At 37.9% G+C, this 2230-nt stretch carries 1 protein-coding gene and 1 pseudogene; one reads left to right on the plus strand and one right to left on the minus strand.

Annotation, left to right across the window (positions count from 1 at the left end):
- Positions 1-157: 157 nt before the first annotated feature.
- Positions 158-950 (minus strand): annotated as a pseudogene (locus LC605_RS32565) (IS5 family transposase).
- On the opposite strand from LC605_RS32565, the gene LC605_RS32570 reads away from it, so the two are divergent.
- Positions 918-2090, plus strand: a complete 1173-nt coding sequence (locus tag LC605_RS32570; RefSeq protein WP_267868737.1) for an ISL3 family transposase — start codon at positions 918-920, stop codon at positions 2088-2090. The pseudogene LC605_RS32565 and the gene LC605_RS32570 overlap by 33 nt on opposite strands.
- Positions 2091-2230 lie beyond the last annotated feature (140 nt).

The following is a 2230-nucleotide window of genomic DNA, read 5'->3' on the forward strand; positions in this document are numbered from 1 at the left end:
CTTTTTGGCAAAAACTTTTTCCATGTCACTGATTATCGGTGAAATCGAAAAAGTAGAACTACCGTAGCACAGAGGTTTCAGCGTCAAGTTGAGCGTTGGCAAAAAATGGATAAAGTCGAGCTAAGAGGTTGTTTGAAAAGTTTTTAGGGGTCAAATTTTATGCTAATCGTCTCACCATAATCCGAATCATGGCAAGGTAAATAAAGGTCTCTGATGTTTCGGGTAATAACTCATAGTCTCTAACCAAACGCCGACACCCCATGAGCCAACCAAAAGTGCGCTCTACCACCCAACGTTTTTTGAGCAAGACAAAGCCCTTGGTTTGCTGCGGGCGCAACACCACCTGCACAATCCAACGGCAAATGTCCATTACCCAATGCATGAACGCCTCACCGTCAAAGCCCCCATCTACCCAGAGGGTTGTCAAACGACAGACCTGCTCGTTTGACTGTTTGACCCGTTGGAGAACTTGTTTACCTCCTTGACGTTCTCCTACATTGGCAGCTGTGACTAAGACTCGCTGTGACTTTCCCCAAGGTATCAACTGTCATAAATCGCTTGCGTCCTTTAATTTTCTTGCCTGCATCAAAGCCCACTTGTTGACTCACCATCGCCGCACTTTTCACACTTTGACTATCAATGATTGCCTCTGATGGACTGCGATGACGCTCAATTTCGATTCTTGTCCACTCTCGCAGACTATCGTGAATATGTAACCATGTCCCGTCTTTACGCCAGTTGCGAAAATATGTGTACACTGTCTGCCAAGCAGGAAAGTCACCTGGTAGCGATCGCCATCTGACTCCTTCTACTAAGACATAGAAAATTGCGTTAAGCACTTCCCACATCTCAACTTCACGCTTGCGACCACCGGCTTTTGCTTCTGGAATCATGTCACTCAGAAATTCATACTGTGCATGGGTCAGATTGCTGGGGTATGCTTTAGTCATGTTGCTCTCTCGGTGCTGTCTATTATCTATTCACAGCGTATACCTAGAGAGCTTTTTTACAACCTGACCGACTTTTCAAACAACCTCTTAGTAAAAGATTTACCAATGGGAGATAAAGAAGTAATATTAAATGTAAATAGACGAAGATTTAATTGTTTTACGTGCCGAAAAACCTTTAATGAAAAGCTCGATTTTGTAGGGGCGAGAAAGGCATATACGCATCGATACGCGGAAAATATTGTTAAACAACTTATTACTAGTAATGTAAGTAATGTGGCGGAAAATAATGGATTAACCGATGAAGAAGTTAATTCGATGCTTGAAGATATAGCTAAAAATGTATTACCAATCAACCTAAACAATTTGAGAAGGTTAGGAATCGATGAAATAAGTTTAGTAAAAGGACAAGGAAAATTTATTGTTGTACTTGTAGATATAGATTCAGGTAAATTAATAGGGTTAGTAAAAGAAACAAAACAATTTGAAATAGAAAATGTGATGAAAAAGTGGGGGGAAGAAGTTCTAGAACGAATAGAAGAAGTTAGTATCGACATGACCGGAAATTATAAAAGTTTAGTCGATAAGATTTGCCCAAATGCCGTCGTCACGGTCGATAGGTTCCATGTTACCAAAATAATACATGAAGAATTGAACCAAGCTAGAATAGCAGAAAATCAAACAGCATTAGAGTTAAAAATTGAGGATAGAGAAAAAGTTTTTGATAGTTTAAAAGGTAATAAATATATAATTTTAAAAGCCGAAGAGCATCTGACATATAAACAAAAATTAAAATTAAATATAATCAGAGAAGCATCTCCTTTAATCGCAATAATGCATTCATTGAAAGAAGAATTCCGCAATTTATTTAATACAAGTGAAGATTCGGGAACAGGAATATTAGGGTTACTCGATTGGTTAGAAAAAGCTGAACCTTATTATCAAAAAAGTGTTAAGACTATTAAGCGCTGGTTTGGAGAAATAGCCGGATATTTTGAAAGAAAAACTACTAAGGGAGTAGTAGAAGGAATTAACAATAAATTGAAGCTAATAAAACGAAATGGATTTGGCTTTAGAAATTTTCGCAATTTTGAAATTAGAGCTTTACTTTCTTGGCATCATAATATCAATCTAGCACGTTAAGTACGCAAGAGCCGCAATTCCTTTAATTAGACTCCAGCTTGTTGATACTTGAAACAGCAGACTGGTAGTTTAGGAGATAAAAACTGGAGTTTATATGCAATGCCGTCAAAATAAGCATAATTACTTAAAGATTTTTAAGG

Origin of the sequence: Nostoc sp. CHAB 5836, from assembly GCF_020829445.1 — a bacterium.
GTDB lineage: Bacteria > Cyanobacteriota > Cyanobacteriia > Cyanobacteriales > Nostocaceae > Nostoc.